The 16,526-nt window shown below is 45.1% G+C and carries 10 protein-coding genes and 1 pseudogene; 7 read left to right on the plus strand and 4 right to left on the minus strand.

Going from position 1 to position 16,526, the window contains the following annotated elements:
* From AC4IE7_RS09350 to AC4IE7_RS09365, 4 genes and pseudogenes are all read left to right on the plus strand, one after another.
* Positions 1-239: pseudogene (locus AC4IE7_RS09350) on the plus strand (alpha-amylase family glycosyl hydrolase); the annotation flags it as partial.
* Between the two features lie 179 nt (positions 240-418).
* Positions 419-2,881 (plus strand): acylase, encoded by a 2,463-nt coding sequence (locus tag AC4IE7_RS09355; RefSeq protein WP_490776564.1) that lies wholly within the window; start codon positions 419-421, stop codon positions 2,879-2,881.
* 3 nt (positions 2,882-2,884) lie between these two features.
* Positions 2,885-4,723: an ATP-binding protein gene (locus AC4IE7_RS09360; protein WP_490776565.1), complete on the plus strand. Its 1,839-nt coding sequence runs from the start codon at positions 2,885-2,887 to the stop codon at positions 4,721-4,723.
* 156 nt (positions 4,724-4,879) lie between these two features.
* The gene (locus tag AC4IE7_RS09365; RefSeq protein WP_490776566.1) at positions 4,880-5,695 is read left to right on the plus strand and encodes a class I SAM-dependent methyltransferase; all 816 of its coding nucleotides are present in this window, start codon (positions 4,880-4,882) and stop codon (positions 5,693-5,695) included.
* Between the two features lie 462 nt (positions 5,696-6,157).
* Here the strand turns inward: AC4IE7_RS09365 and AC4IE7_RS09370 are convergent, their stop codons facing one another.
* Positions 6,158-9,349 carry a hypothetical protein gene (locus tag AC4IE7_RS09370; RefSeq protein WP_490776567.1) on the minus strand — a complete coding sequence of 1,064 codons (3,192 nt, stop codon included), beginning with the start codon at positions 9,347-9,349 and terminating at the stop codon, positions 6,158-6,160.
* A gap of 457 nt (positions 9,350-9,806) precedes the next feature.
* Between AC4IE7_RS09370 and AC4IE7_RS09375 the strand changes: the two genes are divergently transcribed.
* From AC4IE7_RS09375 to AC4IE7_RS09385, 3 genes are all read left to right on the plus strand, one after another.
* Positions 9,807-10,481 carry a DUF2238 domain-containing protein gene (locus AC4IE7_RS09375; protein ID WP_490776568.1) on the plus strand — a complete coding sequence of 225 codons (675 nt, stop codon included), beginning with the start codon at positions 9,807-9,809 and terminating at the stop codon, positions 10,479-10,481.
* Between the two features lie 249 nt (positions 10,482-10,730).
* Positions 10,731-11,210, plus strand: coding sequence for a hypothetical protein (locus AC4IE7_RS09380; RefSeq protein ID WP_490776569.1), 480 nt, complete (start codon positions 10,731-10,733; stop codon positions 11,208-11,210).
* Between the two features lie 374 nt (positions 11,211-11,584).
* A complete protein-coding gene (locus tag AC4IE7_RS09385; protein ID WP_490776570.1) occupies positions 11,585-12,076 on the plus strand; it encodes an MOSC domain-containing protein in 492 nt (163 codons plus the stop codon).
* Between the two features lie 18 nt (positions 12,077-12,094).
* Here AC4IE7_RS09385 and AC4IE7_RS09390 read toward each other — a convergent pair whose 3' ends face one another.
* From AC4IE7_RS09390 to AC4IE7_RS09400, 3 genes are all read right to left on the minus strand, one after another.
* Positions 12,095-13,030, minus strand: coding sequence for an aldo/keto reductase (locus AC4IE7_RS09390; protein WP_490776571.1), 936 nt, complete (start codon positions 13,028-13,030; stop codon positions 12,095-12,097).
* A 1-nt stretch (position 13,031) separates the two neighbouring features.
* Entirely contained in the window at positions 13,032-14,354 is a 1,323-nt protein-coding gene (locus AC4IE7_RS09395; RefSeq protein WP_490776572.1) for an NTP/NDP exchange transporter, read from the minus strand.
* Positions 14,355-14,459: 105 nt separating this feature from the next.
* Entirely contained in the window at positions 14,460-16,085 is a 1,626-nt protein-coding gene (locus AC4IE7_RS09400; protein ID WP_490776573.1) for a sensor domain-containing diguanylate cyclase, read from the minus strand.
* Positions 16,086-16,526 lie beyond the last annotated feature (441 nt).

Genomic DNA, 16,526 nt, shown 5'->3' on the forward strand with positions numbered 1-16,526 from the left:
ATTGGACGGGTAGAGCGATACGTGATGACAAGAAAGGCTCTGTACCAGAGGAATTAGTACCCATTCTTGAACGATTGGAGTTGAACCCAAATTCCTGGGTAAAAAGTATAAAGCACTATAGTAGGGACTATTTTACAGCAGTTGGAGCAATTGATCGGATAAAGGCTTATGCACAATCCCTGGAGAAATGTTGGTTTCAGGGCCAAAGTGCAGCGAAAAGCAATTATCATTTTGTATAGTTTGAGAGGGTATTGTGCAATTATGGTATCGTTTTTCAGTAGAATTTTAGGATCAAAGTTTGGGTGTCCCAGAATAGAATATGGATTACGACATAATTTTAAATGCACTTTAAATGGATAAAAATATAAGGATTTTCATGATAACAACAACGGTATGTTTTTGGAAAAACTGTTTTAACTTGGCTTTGGTATGCGCACTGGTATTAACCGGCTGTCATGATGACAAGAGTGCTAACAATGAAGATCCTACTACCTTTGATGAAGATGGTTTTCTTGAGGTCAGTATCATTCGCACAGAATTTGGTGTTCCCCATGTTACTGCGGATAATCTCGAGAGCCTGGCATTCGGTTTAGGGTATGCCTTTGCAGAGGATAATCTCTGTCTGTTGGCCGATCAGGTAGTTAAGTACAGTAGCCAGAGATCGAAATATTTTGGACCGGATCAGGAATTGGGTAGCGGCGATTCACTCAACCTTATTAATGATTTCTCTTACAAGGCGCTGGATATCCGTGCACAGGCTGAGGCTGGCTTTCCTCTAATGAGTGAGAGATTGCGTGCCATGTTGTCTGGATATACGCAAGGATACAACCACTATCTTGAGGTCACTCCTGTCAGTCAGCAGGATCCACGTTGTGCCGGTCAACCCTGGCTCCAACCTATCAGTGAAGTTGATATGGTGACCTTTGCAGTGGGGATTGCTCTACTACCCGGTGCCGGTCAGTTTCTGGCACCTCTATTCGTTGCTGCACCTCCTGGCGAGTCTTACCTGCCTGAGTCTGTAGTGGAAGGTGCGGCCGCGCAGGTCTATCAACCAGAGAGATTGGATCTACGACAGGTCAAGTTACCGGAGAGTAAACCAAAAGGATTGGGTTCGAATGGCTGGGCTCTGGGTATGGATAAGAGTGAAAATCAGGGAGGTATGTTGTTGGCCAATCCCCATTTTCCCCATACAGGTAATCTACGGTTCTGGCAATTCCAGGGGACGATTCCCGGAGCTATGGATACGATGGGGGCTAGTCTTGCCGGTATGCCAGGTATTGTAAATATTGGCTTTAATCGTGAGGTAGCGTGGACTCACACAGTATCTACCGCGCAGCACTTTATCGTCTACCGCTTAAGTCTGGACGAGACGGATACCTCTGGCATGACCTATCTGGTCGATGGTCAAAGCAAACAGATAGAGAGTCGTTTATTGACTATAGATGTCAATGTTAATGGTATGAATGTACCGCTTACTAAAGAGGTCTATTATAGTGATTTTGGTCCCATGATAGTGGTACCTGATCAACTTGGGTGGGGTATAGATGCATCAACAGGTCTTTTCTCTGCTTACAGTATCAAAGACGTCAATGAGGATAATCTCGACCTGATGGAGTTCTGGATGGCGCTCAATCTAGCTGGTGATATGAGTCAATTCCAACAGGCGTTCCAGGATTATGATGGTGTCATATTCAATAATACGATGGCAGTTGATCGAAAAGGAAATGCCTTTTATATCGATGATTCCACCGTGCCCAATTTATCCGATGTGGCAGAAGCTGCCTTGACCACAGATCCAACACTTATCGCAATGCGTGAGATGGCGGGATTTGTTATCCTGCCGGGAGATAGCTCAGTGTTTGATTTCGAAGGTCCGGTTCCCTATCAAGAGGCGCCCAAGCTGGCGCGAAGTGATTTTGTGCAGAACTCCAATGACAGCTATTGGCTGACCAATCCACATCAACCATTGAGTGGCTATTCCACACTCTATGGACCTGTCGATTACCAGCAGACACTACGTTCACGGATGGGGCAAAGGTTGTTGCAGGATGCTGCCGGTGAGGATAATCTCTTCTCATTGGACGAACTAGAACAAGTCTTGATTAACAATCGTAACTATCTTGGCGAAGAGGTGCAGGATGACTTACTGGGACTATGTGACTCTCTAGAGAATACACAAGTGACGATTGGTGATGAAGCGGTAGATGTAGCAGCTGGTTGTCAGGCACTCTACCAGTGGGACGGCTTGATGAATCTGGATAGTCGTGGTGCGCATCTTTTCAGAGAGTTCGCACAAGTTTTTGCAACGAATCCACAGTGGCTAAATAGTTTCGATCCAGCTGATCCATTGAGCACCCCGAATACCCTCGCTACCAATCAAACAGTGATGGAGCAATTTGCTACAGCTATAGCAACCGTTCGATCCGCTGGGTTATCACTGGATGCTTCATTGGGTGAAGTGCAGTATGTTGAACGAAGCCTACTGGATGGAACTGCCTCCGGTGAAAAGCTTTCATGGGCTGGCGCGAACGAAATTGAGGGAGGGTTTAATATATTCTCCTCCAATCTAAATAATGACGGGACCCTCTTGCCTCGTCATCTCTATGCCTCATTGCCAGAATCTCAGTTGAGTGCTGAGGCAGCGGGGTATCCGATTTCCTATGGTTCCAGTTGGATGATGGTGGTCGAATTTCTGCCCACTGGCCCAAACGCCAGAGGTCTGTTGAGCTATTCGCAGGCATCGAATCCAGCATCACCTTATTATGATGATCAAACGAAAATTTATTCTGAGCAGCCACGATTACGTCCAATATGGTTTGATGAGCGAGACATTCAGACTCATGCACAGAGCAGTCTGCAGTTAGAGAAGCGTGTACGTTAGATAATGGATGCTAAACTAGAACTTGAATTGGCAAGTGAGTCGTATGAGCTGGCGATAAAATCCACTTACACGTTTTATCTATTACTCGCTATTATTACCTATTTGTTCTGGGGTAAGTTATCCACAACGGTGTTACTTAGTTGGGTAGGTATAAACTACTTTACCGCAACACTTTTTCTGTTGACTGCTCGTTGGTTTAAACGGCACGGTACAGAAGAAAATGCAGCTCAATGGTTACGAATCTATACCATTCTAGTCGTAATCCATGACACCCCATGGGGGTTTCTTGGTCCAATCAGTAACTTGATAAACGATATAGAATACGTTCTACTCAGCATGTTTTATTTGGTTTTTATGGCCTCTGCAGGCTTCATTGCCCGTGCCCCCATATTCAGAAATTACGTTATCTCTCTGCTCTGCGTTATGTTGCCAACCACTATTCTGCTTGTTTACCAGGATACAGCGCTAACATATATAATGTCGGTGATGCTTATGGTCTTTATGCTGTTTATGTTTTGGGCAGCACAAGGTTACAGTCAGACGATTAAGCGCAAGACGCAGCTCTGGCTTGATAATGAGAAGCTCATTAAAGAGCTTAGGGAATACCATGCAGAAGTTGATGAGGCGAACAGGGGTTTGACCCTGGAAATTGACCATAGAAAACTGGTAGAAAGTAAACTTCTTAAAGCAAATAATGCAAAAAGTCAGTTTCTGGCAACGGTCAGTCATGAACTGCGCACCCCTTTGAATGGGATTATCGGCTTTACTGAGTTACTGCAAAGTGAAGTGCAAGAAGTAAAGCATAAGCATTATCTTGATCAGATCAGTAAGGCAGGTAAAACGCTATTAAACATAATCAATGACATTTTAGATATCAACGCCATTGAAGCAGGTAAAATTCGTCTCTATGAAGAGTCCTTTTCTATTCGTTCAGAACTAAATGACCTGGTAATCATGCTTCAACCTATGGTTAGCAAGAAAGGATTATATCTTGAATTACAGATAGATGAAGAGGTAAAGGATGATCTATGTGGTGATATTAAACGTCTTCGTCAGATAGTGGCAAATATTCTCTCTAATGCACTCAAGTATACTAACGTTGGAGGTGTGGTCTTTCATGTTAGTTGTGTCGATAATTCGGGGAGTAAAATTAAGCTGCGTTTTGATATAGAGGATACCGGTATTGGTATTTCAGTAGATAAATTGGATACAATATTTAATAATTTCACCCGTGTCGAAGGTTTTGAAACACGACGAACAGAAGGAACAGGGCTAGGTCTGGCTATAGTAAAAAACCTTGTGCATATGTTAGATGGCAGTTTAGATGTTAAAAGTGAACCTGGTCAGGGTTCTTGCTTTAGTTTCGAACTGGCTTTTGAGCCTGGTAAAGTAGTAGAAGCAGAATTAGAACTTCAAGCCAAACCAGGTCTAACAGCAGAGCAATGGGTTAATCTAAAGGCATTAATCGTAGATGATAATGGAATTAACCGTATGCTGCTCAGTGCATTTCTAGCCAAGCTTGGCATCCAATTTGTTGAAGCTGCCAATGGACAAGAGGCGTTGGAGTATATGAGAGCCGACCATTTTGATGTTGTATTACTTGACATTCAAATGCCGGATTTCAGCGGTTTAGAAGTTGCTGATCAAGCATTAAAGGAGCTTAAATCACCTCCGATACTGATAGCTGTTACAGCCCATGCATTTCCTGAGCAACGAAAAGCTATTCTTGATGCTGGCTTCACAGATTTTTTAATAAAACCAATCTCGTTTAACGTTCTGACTACAATGCTGGCGCAAGTATATAGGGCTTTAAACTGTGAAGAAAAACGAGTAATTAATTAGTCAATATATAAAATTCATTTATCTCTTTACGTAGATTCTGCAAATAAGTGCATAATAGTTATGCGGCTTGTATTGCTGAAAAATAGCTTCAGATAATTTGTGGTTTATTGCAAATTCCATCACATAAGATGACAAAAGGCTGATATTACTCGAAATATGAAAGATATAGATACAGATCAATTAAAGAAAAATCTTGAAAAGACATTTGATGATGTTTCAACAAGATATGATGAGAACAAGTTCTTCGCTATATCGGCAAATCGAATGGCAGAATTAGTGCCCTATTCTGAAAGTATGAATATTCTTGATGTTTCTACTGGAACAGGCTTAGTTGCCATTGAGGTAGCAAGAAAGCACCCTCATGCAAGAATAGAGGCTATTGATCTATCTCAAGGCATGCTAAAGCAGGCAGAGAAGAAGGCACACAAAGAGGGTATTGATAACATCACATTTAGACAGTGCGATGTGGAGAGCATCACTTATGATAAAGAGATGTTCGATGCAGTAACTTGTGGTTACGCCTTGTTCTTCTACCCAGATATGAATGGCTCATATTTATCAATAAGCAAAACAATAAAACCTGGCGGAACCTTTGCCTTTTCCTCGTTTACAGAAGAAGCATTTAATCCATATGCAGAAAGTTTTCTGAAGAGGTTAGAAATAGATTACAAAGTCGTAGCTCCATCACGACTTAGAGAGAGACTTAAGACAGAGCAGCATATCAATGAGTTGATCGCAATTGGTAATTATCAAAACTTCTTTGTAGAACTCTATCCGATTCGTTACTCCTTAACAATAAATGAGTGGTGGTCTTTACTGAATAATGCAGGATACAAATCCTTAATAGATCAATTGAGTCCTGAACAACTTGTCCAGTTTAAACAAGAGCATCTTAAAGAAATTGAAAAGAGCTTAAATAGAGGTGTTATAGAATTAAATGCTGATACACTGTTTGGAATAGTCAACATATAGACATCTTTTCATCAACGTGGACTACTCCACTAGATATCTTGGTCTATATTTAATACAAAGTGCAATAGGATGGAGCATGGCCCAAACCATCCAAGATATTACTTGTTTTAAAGCCATCTTAAGGGCACCTCTATTAATTGCTTGTGCCCTCTGGCTTTACGACCCGTTCACAATCAAGGCGTGCTTTTGAAGCCATGCTTATTGCCTGTCGAAAAAGCGCAACGCAGAGTCTGGAGGGCTCGTAAAGCCCCGTAGAGCGCGACCTGAAGCATGCATCTGCTGCGTTGTGATGCTTGAGAATCGAACAACCATTTTGCTTTGGATCACGCCTTGCAGCCACACGCTTCAGGTCACGCAGAGCGCATAAGCAGTTATTAGAGGTGCCCTTAACTATAGCGCAGTGACTTTTGCCTAATCCGCTTCCGAGCTCTTTTACCCTTTAGTTGCAGTGATAGATTCAGATCAGTCCAAGCTGCAATTTTGTGCCGCTGCTATAGCATAAAACACTGTTTGTACCATCTGTGAGGCATCCTTGTGCCAGCCGTAACCGCTATCACGAAGATGATTAGCTACTGTTGAGCTGTTGAGATTAGTGTTAAATCCTTGTCTTACCTGACTGCAGCGCTCGTTACTCACCAGTCCAGGGTCTAGTGTGTTGCCAAGCATCACTGTTCCAAGTGTATTGAGGTGAGCGTTATCGTAGGTAGGATCAGTGGGGCAACTACCTCCGCTTGGGTCAACCATCCCTGTACAGTTATATTTGATGCACTGTTCAACGATGTCACTTCCGCTACTGAAGTCACACACGTAGCTGTCACCCCAGGCTGTAGGTGAGAAATCTGTAATCTCATCACTACTGTCACGTGGGATGCCGGAATCAATCAGACGTGCCGTCTTGGCCAGAGCATTGATAATTGCTTCGCGCTCACTGTTCCCCGGTGGCAGATCGAGAGCACGGTTGTAAAAGAGTTCCTGCCATAGAGCAACGTAATGGAATACGCCGCTTGGTGCGAAGGCGCAGTCGATCTGGTTTGTATCGGCATCATCACTATAACAAAAGAGACCATTGGGAAGGTTGTCTGTGGTGTACTCTTCTGTCATTGCATTGAACTTGCTACGTAGAGCTGTGTCATTCACTGGTGAATATTCGGCGGCAAAACGTAGAGCATTGAGATGTTGTATCACCTGACGGGTCATCACTCGTGATGAAACTGTCTCCTCGCGGCTGTTAGTTGCATCAACATAACGGTTGATCACTGATTCACCCGCTGCCTGGAATCGCTCTGCCAGTGAGCGATGTGGACGGATCACATAGGCCTTGCCTGAACCCTGGTTATAAAACTTGTCATCGGAACCATAACCTGACCGATAACGGGCACCGTCACCAATACTCCCTGACGCAATTACCAGTCCACTACGGATTCCGACTACACCGCGACTGCCTGTATTGTAGGCATTGCTTTTCCACAGGTTCCACTCGGCAGGTAGAGCATAGTCCCATACCCACTTCGGATCACCAGTGATAAACCACAGTAAAAGTTCGCTATTTGTTGGACTCCAGATATTGCTGCTGGGTGAGTATTCATCGAGGCTGGTGTTGATCACATCCTTGATCCCCTCCTGCATTGAGTCTATCCAGCCGACCAGAGAGTAGCCCTTCATACGATCACGTTGTGCGCCGCCGAGAATACTATCGATGATAGTGTTCTCGTGAGCACCCTCAATCAACGGCACCAGGATATCCATCTCTGCGGCGGATATCTCCGGCAGTTGCGGAAATACTTTGGCTTGGTTCAGATACCATAGCGGTGTGCGCCATAACAGACCTCGTTCCATGGCGGCATTGTTGCGAGCAGCACGGAGAGAGAATTCATCATCACTCAACCTGGCCGTGTCGATGGATAGGCGTCCTTGTCCCCAGATTCCCTGAGCCTCACCGAGGACAAACGGGTCGGATAGATCTGACATGACAGGATAGATATTGACAGATACGCTGTCAGAGCCATAACTGCTTTGTGCTGCAAGCCCTTGTGGTTCGCGGAAACGCATCCAGGGTTGCTGCACCAGTAATGTCAGGTTGCTATCACTCACTCCTGCAACTGGCAGTGAGAAAAATTCAGCGTCGATGATTACAGAGGAGTCAGGTTGTAAGGCTGTTCTGGTCTCCCGTGCCCAACGCCAATCGCTACCTGAAGGGTTACCCACAGCACCTTTGTTCTGTCTCAATACAATCGTTGTGTCACTAAGATTGCTGACAGAACTGATATCGCTGCTTGAACGGGTAGTAACCGTCTCGCCGTCAATGCCGCTGAAATCAAATGTTAGGGTTAGGTTGCTGATGTTGAGGGTGCGACTCCACCAGTCGGAACCATTGATCGCACCGCCCGGTGAAGCGGCGAACATACCATCACCGCACTCGTTGACGAAGTCACTCTCCACGCCCAGGTCTGCGCTTCCACGCACCAACGTCCAACGCAGGGTGTAGCCGGGAGGATTGGTGCAGCCTGGGCCGGTCAAACCGCTAACATGACCTCGGGCTCTTATTACTGTCTTAACAGGGCCGCTCTCCTCCAGCAGAAATTGTGTGCTGTCAGCAGCAGGTGAGCCTGATTGAGATGTGTCACCGTCAATCAGCAAGCTGCTGCTAAAGGTAGTCGTCCCCACCTGACCGCTACTGATGCCTGTCGCTGCTGTTGGGTCGAAGGTTACCTGACTGATGCCGGTGTCCACGATCAATGTACCGTCGGGGTTGGTAGTGACTTGTAGAGCATTTGTGTCGGTGACTGACGGTAGTGTTGCGCAGTACCGAAGAGAGTAGTTAGATAAAGTGGATGGTTCAGTGGCTACTACCGCTGCCACCTCCAGCCATTTGAGCGGTGCATTGCTGTCGGATAGTGCTGCATTCCAGCGTGCAAGCGGGCGAAACTGGGCAGCAACAAGGGTCTCACCTGGGCCTACCAGTACAAGATTTTCAGTGTCAGTGAGTGAGACTTCGCGAGGTATGGCAATTCCGCTCCAAGCCAGTTCTGAGGTTCGATTCACAGTCTGATCATTGGACAGCTCAAGTGTGGTAAGTGCCTCGCACTGGGTGGTTAATCTCCCGAGACTTGAAATAGTTGGGACGCTGGTCCCCATGTTGTAGAAAGGGCTAGTGTCGGATGCGACTGCAGAGATCTCATCGAGATACTCCCAGCGCCAACTGGCAGGACGGCTATCGACTAAACCGTTGACATTGGCCCGTACCTGAAAAAGATGCTCTCCGGCCGTTATATCAGTAACAGCGTGTGGGCTGCTACAGCTGCTCCACCCAGAGTTGTCCTGATTGCACTCAAAAGTAGCGCCAGTGGGACCAGCAAAACTGAATGACGCGGTAGCACTGAGGGTTCCGGGAAAAGGTGCTGAGAATATCCAGGTTCTACCTGCAATACCCGGTGTGGTGTTAGAGGTGTCGCTGTCATCAGAGGGGCTATCATCCCCTGGAGGTCCGCTATCTTCCGAAGGTGAGTCTTCCCCCGATGATCCATCGTCATTCGGTGAGTCATCATCACTTGATGAGCCGCCACCACAGGCGGGCAATAGCAGCAGAATGGTGGTCAGTAGTAGAAGTTTAGGAAACAACTTAGGTGAGATGGGGAAAAACGACAGGAACGGCATAGGGTGGCCCTCAATTATTTGAGTACATTATCCCACTTGATACCTCACATGGGGATCACATGCCGAACCACTAATCCAGTAATCTGCACCGGTAGTCTGAAGTGATAGTGTCATGTTTAGGCCGAAATCTAACATTTAAGGGAGTTTGTAGTCATTTCAGACGGTTGGTAGCAGATGCAATCAGTAAAATTAGTCAAATCGATAGAGTGCATTGAGACCAAATGTAAATATAAGACCATATTTATGAATGCGCCAGGAAAGAACAATCGTGATATTCCTGAAAAGCCATCCTATTCACAACGAGTTACGGTATGAGTGGAAATGAAAAATACCAGTCATCTATAATTATGTTTAACAAATTGTTTTTATGTTGAATCTGACTGAATAAATTGAAAGCCAACAGCTATTCATACGCTTGAGGATTTTAGTCGAACAGCAATTCAAATGATGCTAATAAGTGCTGAAAGGAGTATCTAAGATTAAGTACTTTTGGATAATTATCTATTTAGCCGTTCTGGTGTGGTCTGGTGTGGATCCGAAAGATCACTTCACCTGGTTTCTTGAGGTTGCTCCCGCACTGGTTGGTGGGGTGTTGCTGGCATTAACCTATAATTCCTTCAGGTTAACTCCGATACTATATTATTTTATATTAATACATTGCATCGTGTTGATGATCGGTGGCCATTACACTTATGCTGAAGTACCATTTTTTGATGGACTTTTTGGCGCAGAGAGGAATAACTACGACAAGGTGGGTCATTTTTTTCAGGGTTTTGTACCAGCACTTCTCGCAAGGGAAATACTCATACGAAAAAACATAGTCAATGGTAAAGTCTGGTTGGTTGTAATAATTATCTCAATCTGCTTAGCCTTTAGTGCATTCTACGAGTTAATAGAGTGGTGGGTAGCCCTGGCTACAGGCGAAAATGCTGAAGCATTTCTTGGAACCCAGGGCTATGTTTGGGATACACAATCAGATATGGGCTTGGCTTTACTAGGATCAATATGTTCCATAATAGTGTTGTCTAATATTCATAATAGACAGTTAAAGCATGTAGCTGATCATCCAGTTGGTTGTGCTGATAATTTAAGAGCAGATATGCCGGTTAATGAAAGGAAGCGAAGCGGATGATCCGGCGTCAGCGTCTATTGTAAATGAAGCAGTGCTGAGCCGTTAACTATTGCAGCATGCATTCTGATTAAACAAGTTGGATCATGCATGGTTGATCGCCTGTAGGCCTTACCATAAAATCCCGTTTTTTATAAGATTGAGCTATTATTATCTTAGGGCCTGTTAACAGGCCCTAAGATTTGTTGTGTGCTTTTCTGCAACTGAGAGTGGATTTGGAGAAAGTGAGAAGCAACAATAGGGGTGATTTCGATGCCTGTTTTTAAACCTTATGTGACAAGATTTCTGCTTGTCTTTCCTGTAATTATTCTGGTCACTTCATGCACTGCAGGTGATGCTCAATTTTCAAATGAGACCCCCGCTGGGTTCTTTTGGGGCCTCTGGCACGGTGTGATTTCAGTTATCAGTCTGATTATACATCTGTTTAATGACGCTGTTGCTGTATATGAAGTAGATAATAGCGGCGGTTGGTACGATTTTGGTTTCTTGCTGGGTGTTATTATGGTTTGGGGAGGAGGGTGCCATGCAAGCTGTAAAACTAAAAAAGAGAAGCAGTGTGATAAAGAGTGGGATGAAATTGGTGAAAAAGTAGAAAAGAAAGTTATGCGGAAATTGAAAGCGTGGGCAGAAGAGGATGAGTTGCCTGAAACAGGTGAGGAGTGGGGGGGGATTAGTGACAAAGTGGAGGTGAAGCTTAAGCGTAAGATACGGGAGTGGGCTGAGAAAGATTAGACCAATTTGTTGCTATCTCTTTAACACTCAATCATCCAGAAACAAGCATATAACCACTCTATCTTGATAGGGAAGGGATTGAGGAGAGGTTGGACATCAAGTGTTTGATGCAGTTGATGAATACTCCCCCCCATCTCCCCCGGCCCCTCTCCCACAAGGTGAGAGGGGAGCTACCCTTCCTCATATCAGACACGCTGCTATTTATAATCTTTACCTCCCTAATGCGTTATGCTTTCACATCTCGATTTAGGATTACGCCTTAATAAGCATGTCAGGCAAAGGATGAGGGAGTGAAAAAAGGCACTATTGTCATCAGGATAGCAATTGTTATGAGTGAGTATTACCGCTAACCCCTTAATTTAAGAGGGTACACTTTGCCTAAGTTTAAAACTATTCATGACCTCATGAGCAATCTTCCACAGACAGGCTGTGTCGAATGGATTGGTGTTAGACCTGCACGTGGGAAACCTATGGATAGTCTCAATTCAGTTCAGGTGGATCTTGATAAAGGATTGCTCGGTGATCGATTCAGTGGTCGTCCCGGAGGTGCCAGGCAGGTGACTTTGATTCAATATGAACATCTACAAGTAATAGCTGCATATCTTCATAGAGACTCTGTTTTACCGGAGGAGTTACGTAGAAATATAGTCGTTTCAGGAATCAATCTATTGGCGCTTAAGAATAAGAACTTTCAAATCGGTGAAGCTATTTTGAAATACAGGGGGCAATGTCATCCCTGTAGTAAAATGGAATTAGTTTTAGGTGAAGGTGGCTACAATGCAATGCGTGGGCATGGGGGGATTACTGCAAGCGTTGTCAGACCCGGTATGATCAGCCTAAAAGACAAGGTCATCGCAAGCTATTGATTTCCATCTGAGTGGCACTTAAAGTGATGCAAAGTGGCGTGCCATCCTCTCTCTAGTCTTTGCATCGGGTAGAGATCCATACCCAGCTCCCATGTTATCAACCATATGGTGCGTCTTACTGGTTGCTGGAATGGCACAAGTAACTGCTGGGTGGGATACAGCATACTTCAGAAAAAACTGTCCCCAACTGTGGCAACCGAATGCTTCAGTCCAGTCCGGTAGTGATTTGCCCTTTGTCAATTTAAATAAACTACCCCGTGCAAAAGGTCGGTTGACAATAACTGCAATGCCCTTTTCCTGGGCCAATGGTAGCAGGCGATGTTCCACTTCCGGGTTCGCGATGTTATAACTCAATTGAACAAAGTCGAATGGATGTTTCTCAAGTGCCTGGTATAGCTCATCATGATCCCGACCATGAGAGGTTGTGATGCCGATGTAACGAAGTTGTCCCTCGGCTTTCATTGTTTGCAAGGTCTCTAAATGAACCTGCCAGTCCCTTAAGTTGTGAATCTGCATCAAATCAAAGCGCGTAATACCCCAGAGCTTCTTAGACATAGCCATCTGGTGGATGCCTGATGCCTTACCGTCGGTCCAGACCTTGGTTGCTGAGAACAGCGCTTCCCGTTTTGATATTGACTTCAGTAAGCTGCCGAGCACCTGCTCAGAACTGCCGTACATTGGCGAGGAGTCGATCAGTTTTCCCCCTTGTTCAAAGAATAGCTCCAACACTTTGCCCAGGTTTTGTAACTGTGACTGGTTACCTCCTGAGTCAAATGTGCGGGAGGTACCCATGCCGATCACCGGCAGCTTTTCGCCACTGACGGGTATGGTTTTCTCGATGAGACGACGTGGAGAAGCAAGCAATACGCCTGGAGTAAGGAGTAAACTGCCACCAACACCAGCAATTGTTTTCAGAAGAGTCCGTCTTGCTGTTTGGAAATTATCTTTATTCATCTCACTCATCTCCTTTTGGCGCGTTGAATTGAGTTGCGATTCGATCCTGTCTCTCACCCAGTCTGAAGGCGACCCATGCCCAGATGAGGGATATGGGGGCGGCTATCCAGGCGATTGCGGGCAGGCTTATGCCGATACTTCGGAAACCGGTATAGATCCACGAGCTGACTGTATCGCCTCCTCTATAGACAACTGTATCGATAAAATTCTTCGCTTTATACTTCTCTTCCCGGTTGAGTACCACATAGAGCATCTCCCTCGCAGGGCGCATCACTGCGTAGTTACCAGCACGTCGCATAACCTGTAGACCTATCAGTACCGGTAGTGTAGGGAACAGGGCCAGCACTATAAACCCAATACTGAGTAGCAGGGGAATCAGTGCCAGAACCCAACGAAGCCCCAGTCCCTTGATCAGGCGGGCTGTGATAAGCGTTTGTATAATCAGAGTCAGGCTATTGACAGCGAAATCAATCGTTGCGAAGAGTGCTGTACGCGCCTCAGAATCTGCTACTGCCTCTTTGACTATCTGTGCCTGCTGAAAATAGAGAAAGGTGGAGAGGAGGGTGAATAGCAGCATTAACAGGCAGATTCCCAGTAAGTAGGATGAACGCATTACCAGCAAAACACCATCCCATATATCGCCACCAAGGGGACGTTCTCTCTCTTGGGTTACTGCTACCTCGCTCTCTTCTTCTCTCTGCCATTTTATTAATTTTTGAATACAAAGGATTGAAAGTCCAAGCAATCCAGCAGAGATCAACAGCATCTGACTGGTTCCAAGCCGCTGTACCAGCGTTGCTGTCAGTAGAGGGCCGGTGAGGGCGCCTATAGTACCCCCAGCAGCAATAAAGCTGAATAGTCGTTTCGCCTGGTCGTTTCGATATAGATCTGTCATGAAGCTCCAGAAAACTGAAACAACGAACAGATTGAATACGCTTAGCCAGATAAAGAAGGCACGGGCAGCGTAAGTCAATGAGAAGGCGGTTTCGAAAATCAGATAGAACAGTAGCAGGTTAATGATAAAGAAGAGGTAGACGTATGGTAGAAACTGCTTACGCTGTAGTTTGGAAGTGATCAATCCAAATAGAGGTACAACCAGTAACATAGCAATAAAGGTACCGGTAAATAACCACTGCATCTGTTCAATTCCAGCAATGATACCCATCTCATCCCGGATAGGGCGAAGAATATAGTAGCTGCTGAGAAGCGAGAAGAAGTACAGAAAGGACCAGAACAGAGCGGGGCCCTCTCCAGGCTTAATCGAGACCAGGCGATGCAGTAGTATCTGCCATGTTGGATAGGCTGTTTGGTTCTCTTTACTCATTTGGTTATCGGTATTCAGTCCCCAATATTATTTACGATGAATAGCAAGAGTTGGTTATTGGATATCCAAGGCATTCGATGAACCTTGAACAAAAAGAATTTAGGGCTACTCTGCTGTAACAAATTCAGACGCTATGCAACGGTTTCTTCCTTCTGCCTTGGCTTGGTAGAGTGCCTCATCCGCCTGGCGCAGTAAGCTCTGTGACTTCATTTCATAGCTAGGCATAATGGTTGCAACCCCTATGCTGATTGTTACCCAGTCATTAACGTTTGAATGTTCGTGTTTGATTTGAAGAGTTTCCACTGCTTTTCGGAGACGCTCTGCCACAAGCATTGCACCGTGAGAGTTGGTATTGGTCAGCACCAGTACGAATTCCTCGCCGCCGTAACGGGCCAGGCGATCGTTTCGACGAAATAGGCTTTCGCTCAGGGCTCGTGTTACTTGCTTGATACACTCATCCCCAGCCTGATGTCCGTAAGAATCGTTATAGTATTTAAAATGGTCGATATCCACCATCATTAAGGAGAGCTCTTCCCCGGAACGGGTATGATCGTACCAACTGTTTTCCAGCAGCTCGTCGAAGGAACGTCGGTTGGCGATTCCTGTCAACCCATCTATACGAGCCAGCTCTTGCAGTTTTTTATTGGCCTCCTGCAATGCCCGATCAGATGCCAGGCGACTGGTTATGTCCCGAAATATCACCACTGCACCGGAAGCTTCTCCGTCATCCAGTTGCGGTGCGGCGGTCATTTCCACAGGAAAACTTGAGTTGTCTTCGCGCCAGAATATCTCTTTTTCGCTGTGGATTGTCTTCAGCTCAGTGAATGCTTTGCGAACCGGACACTCTTCTGGTGGATTTGGCTCGCCGTTGGCTTTAGTGTGGTGCACCAGGGCGTGGTGATTACTATCTAGCAATGTCTCCTTTGGCCAACCCATCATGGATATTGCAGCTGGGTTAGCGAAAAGCATGTTGCCATGAAGATCGACACCAAAGATTCCTTCACCTGCCGTGGTCAATATCATCTCATTCTGGCGATTCAATTCTCGCAGTTTCTCCTCTGTTCTTCGTCGCTGCTGAGAAGCGCTACTGGCGCGGAACAGCAACATTATCAATATCCCCAGTAGAATAATGCCACCTGTTATGCTGGAGAGTGTGAGGTAGTTGGTGAGTTTATCGATATAGGTGATTCTCGGAGTGACATCGTAATAGGTCTCGAAGGCACCATCGAATTCCCCTTTTTGAGACATTATCGGTACATAGGTTTCAACTACGTCTGCCTGGTAGATTTGCCCTTCCGCAGACAATTGATTTTTCTCTACCATCTTCGTATATGGCTGCCCTCTTGATACCTGATTATGGAAATAGTTGTGCTCATTGCGTATACCGATATCGCGAGGCTCAGTAGAAAAGAGGGTTGTACCATCGGCTGAGAACAGCTTGAGTTTGACCAGTCCCAGGTAAGTTATTGCGTCCTTGCCATGTTTCTCTAGATCCTTGGGTAGATTCTGCTTAGTTAAACGAGTCTCTATTAAATTCATATGGACTGCCAAGAAACGTCCTGCTCGAACAGCCTCGCGCTCGGTATTTTTTATGAGTGCAAGTTCGAACAGTGGATAGACAAAGAAGTGTCCGGCGGCAGGTAGAATTAAGATTACTATCGTAGATAGCACTAAGATGCGGCGAAGAAACCGGTCGCGAAGTACCAGCTTCAGGTTGCTGTATAAAGCCATTGCCGGTCTCTTTTGTTTTTATTGAGTTGACCTACTGGAAGACTCTGAAAATATCCCTTGAATATCTATTAGCAAATCTCCAATCACTTCTTAAAGAGTATGGTCTTGATTGCTACCTTTGCAACAATGCTTTTTGCCCAATAGCAAAATGCACTTTTGCTGTTTTTTAAATACAACTTATCGAACCGATAAAAAACACTATTCAAGTTATAAATTATTGAAGGTTGAGTACCCCCTTGTATACCTGGAAAACAATTATGAGATCTATTGTGATAAAACTAATTTATAAAGATTTGTCTGTTATTGAGGGGGAGGATCAACACTCTATTCGAAAGTTATCAGATAGGAAATGCAGAAGATTTCATCTGGTAAGTAACACCGATTTTACTATCTCTCTCTATATATATATTTTCTACATAACTTTAAAATCCTAAGAGCTTT

It is taken from the genome of Candidatus Thiodiazotropha sp. AKAK3, from assembly GCF_058244645.1.

Bases quoted from the DNA above. Each gene is read 5' to 3' on its own strand.
- AC4IE7_RS09370 (WP_490776567.1), bottom strand. From the start codon at position 9,349: ATGCCGTTCCTGTCGTTTTTCCCCATCTCACCTAAGTTGTTTCCTAAA.
- AC4IE7_RS09360 (WP_490776565.1), top strand. From the start codon at position 2,885: ATGGATGCTAAACTAGAACTTGAATTGGCAAGTGAGTCGTATGAGCTG.
- AC4IE7_RS09390 (WP_490776571.1), bottom strand. From the start codon at position 13,030: ATGAATAAAGATAATTTCCAAACAGCAAGACGGACTCTTCTGAAAACA.
- AC4IE7_RS09380 (WP_490776569.1), top strand. From the start codon at position 10,731: ATGCCTGTTTTTAAACCTTATGTGACAAGATTTCTGCTTGTCTTTCCT.
- AC4IE7_RS09395 (WP_490776572.1), bottom strand. From the start codon at position 14,354: ATGAGTAAAGAGAACCAAACAGCCTATCCAACATGGCAGATACTACTG.
- AC4IE7_RS09365 (WP_490776566.1), top strand. From the start codon at position 4,880: ATGAAAGATATAGATACAGATCAATTAAAGAAAAATCTTGAAAAGACA.
- AC4IE7_RS09400 (WP_490776573.1), bottom strand. From the start codon at position 16,085: ATGGCTTTATACAGCAACCTGAAGCTGGTACTTCGCGACCGGTTTCTT.